This is a genomic window from Sulfitobacter sp. F26169L, from assembly GCF_026410285.1.
Taxonomy (GTDB): Bacteria; Pseudomonadota; Alphaproteobacteria; order Rhodobacterales; family Rhodobacteraceae; genus Sulfitobacter.
In genome coordinates, this window is sequence record NZ_JAPMLP010000006.1 from 170516 (window position 1) to 176519 (window position 6004).

General features: G+C 55.3%; 3 protein-coding genes. 2 read left to right on the top strand and 1 reads right to left on the bottom strand.

Annotation, left to right across the window (positions count from 1 at the left end; all coding sequences use genetic code 11):
* Positions 1 to 645: 645 nt before the first annotated feature.
* Positions 646 to 939 (bottom strand): hypothetical protein, encoded by a 294-nt coding sequence (locus OS189_RS14315; protein ID WP_267168006.1) that lies wholly within the window; start codon positions 937 to 939, stop codon positions 646 to 648.
* A 256-nt stretch (positions 940 to 1195) separates the two neighbouring features.
* On the opposite strand from OS189_RS14315, the gene OS189_RS14320 reads away from it, so the two are divergent.
* Both OS189_RS14320 and OS189_RS14325 read left to right on the top strand, forming a co-directional pair.
* Positions 1196 to 2386, top strand: a complete 1191-nt coding sequence (locus OS189_RS14320; protein ID WP_267168007.1) for an efflux RND transporter periplasmic adaptor subunit — start codon at positions 1196 to 1198, stop codon at positions 2384 to 2386.
* Positions 2383 to 5511: an efflux RND transporter permease subunit gene (locus tag OS189_RS14325; RefSeq protein ID WP_267168008.1), complete on the top strand. Its 3129-nt coding sequence runs from the start codon at positions 2383 to 2385 to the stop codon at positions 5509 to 5511. The genes OS189_RS14320 and OS189_RS14325 overlap by 4 nt, the downstream gene beginning before the upstream one ends.
* Positions 5512 to 6004: the final 493 nt, after the last annotated feature.

Consider the following 6004-nt stretch of genomic DNA (forward strand, 5'->3'; position numbering starts at 1 on the left):
TACACAAGAGTTAAAGCTTTGTCGCGTCCCAAGAGATAGAGCGCATGTCTGGGAGACCAACTCTGCGACTGAACGCAATAGTTCACCTAGGCCATGTCCCGCACGGGACTGGCATCATCCGTCTAACTGGTCTTAGGTTTCAGATGCTTTGAAATAAGCTGTCAGGCGGAATTTTATGGAAAAGTGTACTTCTTTTTGGGAAACAACATGACCAGCCCGACAGGGTGCATGATAGGCTTCTACATCGCAGACTAATGTGTTTCGCAGAAACCTGAAGTGATGCTTCTCGTTGTGCGCTTTGATACCCATCTATTTTACGTGTACCGTATTTGATGAGGTTTGGGATACACCCTCAACCTTCTTTGCTTCAGCACTAATGGCGTAGATTTCAGCGTCACTGCTGTACCTGTGCCGGCTGGTTGCCGCGTGCTCCGCGTGGCGCTCCTGGTGCAGAGGGACAGCACCGTCGCAAGTCAACCTGAGCGTTTCCATCATTGATAATATAAAAGAGCGGCTCGTTCCCGCCGCTCTTTTCTGGTCACAATGTTTGACGATTATGGCGAGGTCCTTGCGATGGCATTCCCGATCAAGGCTGCGCGCAAACTACCTGTGCGTCTGTTATACAGCCAGAGATTTCATCTAGCCCTAAACACTGCACGACCCGAACGGGTGCGTACGCCAAGACAGCGTTCCGGCAAGCTTAAGCCAGTCCCGCTTAAGCTGAGCGCTCTCTACCACGCGGCGTTCTGCCGAAAGCTCGGCAACACCGCTTTCGCGCCCAAAGGCAGCTTCAATTGTGTCCGCATCAAATATGCCAAAAGAGAAACCCATAGAATCACCTATTTCAAAATTTGCAGTCAAAGGCATTAATGCGGCGAAATGTGTCAACATAAAGGCAAACAGCAGAACTTTGGCAATCTGACCTTTTCCAAGCCCCACTTTAGCCTGATTTCTTCACTAGGGGCAGGCGGGATAAGAGCCTGATCGTATTGTCTTAGCTAAGACCCCGCACGGGACACGGCAGAACAGCGGTATCTGTTTCAGCACCTGCCCTGCCAGCTCCGAAAGTAATTTCAATACATAGGAACACGCACGTAGAAAAACCTGCTTTTTTCTTTGTACCGCCTATTTTTCTTTCTAACGCCCATTTTTCGCCAGAATTCAACAATAGGCTCAATTCAATCATAATGTTTCTTTGAATGAGCATAATCGTCGGGCGGGTGCCCAGACGATCGAGAGGGTGGCAATGTTTGGGATCAAGCAGCTGGCAATGACAACAGGCGTGGTGATCATTATCGGGATGATCACCTTGGTGTTATCACGTTCCCTCCTACCCACCGATGCTTTGGCTGCGCCCGGGCCAGTGGTTGAGAGAACTGCGTTAAAATCAATAACGAAGCCAGCGACGCCTGTTTCGGTAACCCGACTCCGTGCAGCGGATCACTACAACGTGCAACGGCGCTTTTCGGGTCGGATCGAACCCAATCAGACCGTCGACATAGCCTTTGACGAACCAGGTAAACTTAAAACAATCTTCGCTGGGGAAGGTGAAACAGTGACAGCCGGCGCAGCTCTCGCCGGGCTCGATACCGAATTGCTTGAGATTGAGCGTGATCGACTTGTCAGGCTGCTTTCAAGTGCCCGCGATGAGCAGAATATTATGCGGAGCACGCTTGACCGCGAAGAGAGCCGTAAGAATAAATCCCGCGAAACACAGAACGCCATCGATACGCTTCGCATTTCATTTGCCCAGATTTCAGGACGCGCAACCGATCTCGAAGGGCAGATCACCATGCTTGACGCACGGATCCGGCGCGCAACCCTGCGTGCCCCGTTTGCAGGGACCATTTCTCAGCATTTTGCCGATCCGGGAAGTTCTTTTGAAGCAGGGCAACCGATATTGCGATTGATCGAGAACGGGCCCAGAAACGTAAGGATCGGTGTCGATCCGGTTCTGTGCCGCAATCTATCGATCGGCGATGAGCTCGATTTGATGATCGGGGCTGACCTGTACCCTGCCCGTATCGCCGCAATCCGCCCGGACATCGACCCCGCAACCCAGACGCGCACCGTGCTGTTCGAACTAGATGACAACCCGATTATCGTCGCCGGAACCGTAGCAACAATTCACATGATGCAAGAGATTTCCGCCAACGGTGTGGTCGTACCGATCAGCGCCCTGCGCGACGGCTCGCGGGGCCTGTGGGAGATTATCGTCGCAAAGCCAGATGGCGATAACCACCGCATCGCGGTCGAGGCCGTCGAGATACTAAATGTCAGTGACACTGCCGCCTTTGTGCGCGGCACTTTTGCCTCCGCGGCCCTACTTGTCACCGAGGGACAGCATCGCCTTGTTCCCGGCCAACTGGTTTCGCTGGTTCAATGAAACTGGACCTCATCTACCGCCAGCCCCGGCTGCTTATCCTGACGATTGCACTAATCATTGTGGGGGGTCTCTCTGTCTTGTCCACAATTGGGCGGCAGGAAGATCCTACCATCACCAATCTTTATGCGCTGATCAGCACGCCTTATCCCGGCGCAGAAGCAAGCCGTGTCGAAGAGCTTCTGACAATCCCGATCGAGGAAAAGCTGCGCCGCATTCCCGAGATCGACCTGATCGAATCCACGTCCTCGGCAGGTGTGTCCGTCATCTCTGTTGAGCTTATGGCCTCGGTCGACGTGAATCAGATCGAGCGCATCTGGGCCGAAGTACGCGACGAGCTGGAAGACGCACGCCCCAGTTATCCTGAAGGTGCGGGACCAAGCAACGTCGACACCGATTTCGCCAACACATATGCGGCCATCATCGCGATTTCTGCGGATCGCCCGGGCATACCCCCCGCGATCCTCGGGCGGTATGCCAATGCTCTTTCGCTACAGCTTCAAAACGTTTCGGGCACAAGCAAAATCCAGACGTTCGGCATGCCAAAAGAGGAAATCCGCGTCGAGATTTTGCCCGCAAAGCTGGCATCTCTTGGTCTTACGTTTGCTGATGTGGCAAGCGCCATTGCGCAAGCCGACGGGCGAACACAGGCCGGGCGTCTCGCCAATGAAGGCCTCAACATGCAGTTGAACGCGACTGAAGGGATATCTACGCTTCAGGATCTCTATGGTGTGGACCTGCGCAATGACAACGATACAGCGGTCCACCTCGGGACCCTTGCAGACATCTCGAGGAGCGTGCGCGACCCGGCGCAGACCATAGGTGTTCACAACGGTGAGGACGCGGTTCTTGTGGCTGTGCGGATCGAAGACGGTGTGCGCATTGACCGCTGGACCACGGCTATCCGCGCTGAACTTGCCGATTTCAAAGCCGCCGCCCCGGATGGGCTGCGCATCGAGATGATCTTTGACCAAGGTGGATACACTAACAAACGGCTAATCGAGGTCGCGTCATCGCTCGCCATCGGGTTGGGTCTTGTCGTTGCGATCCTGCTTGTCTCGATGGGCTTGCGCGCGGCGCTAATCGTGGGCGCCACAATACCATTGGTGGGTCTGGCAACCATTGCCAGCCTCTACTACGTCGGTGTGCCCATCCATCAGATGTCCATTACGGGTCTGATCGTCGCCCTTGGACTGGTGGTCGACGCCAATATCGTCATGGTCGACGAGATCATGCGCCGCATCGCAGCCGGCCAATCGCGTGCGACAGCCGTTAGCGGTTCGATCCGCCGCCTGATAGCCCCTCTTACAGCTTCAACGCTGACAACTGCATTCGCCTTCATGCCGATGCTATTGCTTCCCGGAGCGTCGGGCGATTTCATCAGTACCATCGCAGTTGCGGTATTGCTTATGTTAGGCTGGTCCCTTGTGATCGCACTTGTGCTGACCTCGGGTCTGGCAGGCTGGATACTGCCTGAACCACCGGAAGATGCCGCGCCATCTGCCTTGCTTGACACGTTCACCGCACTGCTCAGATGGTCCCTTGCCCACCCACGCCTGTCCCTGTCGCTTTTCCTGTCGCCTGCGTTGCTCGGTATGGTTCTGGCACCCACCCTGCCGGCGCAGTTTTTTCCCGGCGTCGACCGCGACCAGTTCCAGGTTGAAATCCACATGGCTCCGGGTGTGCCGCTCGAACAGACACACGCCGCTGCATTGGCCGTTGGGGACGCCTTGCGCGCCGATCCTCTGGTCGAAAGCGTGACCTGGATGGTCGGGCGGGGCATGCCCATGTTCTATTACAACGTGCTCAGCCAAGAGGGCAGCACACCAAATTATGCCCACGCCATGGTCGTGACCCAATCTCCCGCCGCCACACTTGACGTTCTAAGGCGCGTTCAGGGCACCCTTGGCGCCGATATTCCCGCAGCTCAGGTTGTGGTGCGCCGGTTGGTGCAAGGCCCTCCTGTCACCGCCCCCGTCGAGACACGGCTGTTCGGGCAGGATGTAGTAGCATTGCGCGAGGCGGGCGAAGAGATCCGGCGCATTATGGTCGATACACCCGGCATTGTCGGAACCCGTGCCTCACTGTCTGGTGGTGCGCCAGGCGTGACCCTTCAGATAGACGAGGCGCGCGCCGAAGCCTTGGGGTTCGAGAATGCCTCGATTGCCGCTCAGATTGCTGACGCAATTGACGGACGCGTTGGCGGGTCCATTCAGGAGGGGGAAGAACAAATTCCCATCCGGGTCATGGCCCCCCGACAGACGCGCGAGAGCATCAGTGCCATCGGTGATCTATACCTTGTCCAACCCCATGCCCGAAGTGAAGCCGCCGATGCCTTCACGGCCACACCGCTCTCCACCCTCGCCTCGATCCACCTGACCCAAAAGGAAAGCAGCCTTTACCGCAGAAACGGCGCCCGGGTGAACATAGTTCAGGCCTTCACGGCGGCCGATGTTCTGCCTCAAAGCGTTGAGACCGACCTTCTTGCACGACTTGATGCATCCGGTTTTAATCTGCCCTCCGGTGTGACGATGAAAACCGGAGGGGACAGCGACGCCCGCGATCAAACATTGAACGATCTTCAGGCTTCTCTGGGCATGATCTTGGTTCTCGCTGTGGCCACTGTCATCCTCACTTTCGGATCATTTCGTCTCGCAGCAATTTCGGGGGTTGTCTGCGTGCTTTCGGTGGGCTCAAGCCTTCTCTGCCTGGCACTTACCGGGCAACCTCTTGGTATTATGGCGATCATCGGTATTATCGGTGCCATTGGTGTGTCGATCAACGCTGCAATTATCGTCATCACGGCCCTGCAAGAGAACCTGCATGCGCGCGGTCAGGATGAGAAGGCTATTGTGCTGGTCGTCAGCAAGTCGGTGCGGCACATCAGTTCAACGACGATCACTACCTTCGCCGGTTTCCTCCCGTTGATTTTCGCGGGCGGAGGCTTTTGGCCGCCTTTTGCTATCGCGATTGCAGGTGGGGTACTTCTTTCGACAATCATATCGCTGGTGATTACACCGATCCTCTTTGCAAAATTCTGGGCATCGCGCGACCGTTTGTTCGATCAACGTCTCGATAACATGGCGCCATCCCCTACCCGCTCGGTATCAACTGACTCTTCGGTTTAAACAGCGCTATGTTTGCTGGAAACTGATCTGCGATGAAGCAAGCGTTGCGTCTTAATGTTTTTCGATTGGTCATTTCTGGCTGGTTAAAAATGTCTTTTCCACACTGCAATGCATATCTCTTCCGGAGGTAGGTTCTGCGAACGAAACAACGCCGCCGCTTTCACCAAGTGGCGCGAACCACTTACAGCTTACAGGCTAGTTGTTTCAATTGAGAATCGCGAAGAAAGAACTTCTATTTTTTAGCCTACATCAGTAGCCTTTCTCGAAACCAAATGATTTTTGGCGTCATATAAATTTGGACATCAGAGCGGCTTTTGCATTGGAGGCTCTGGCTTATTTGTGTGATCGAGTATGCGTGACCTGCCCCCCGAGGCTCCCTCATTCATAACGAGAGTTTGCGGGTTTGGATTTCATATTCTTCGTCGTCGGGTTGGGCAAGCGCGTCGTGCGCGGAGCCTTCGAATTGCTCAAGCGCACGACGCGCTTCAGCGGG

What these genes read in the sequence shown, in the direction of transcription:
- OS189_RS14325 (WP_267168008.1), top strand. Translation starts at nt 2,383, where the DNA reads ATGAAACTGGACCTCATCTACCGCCAGCCCCGGCTGCTTATCCTGACG.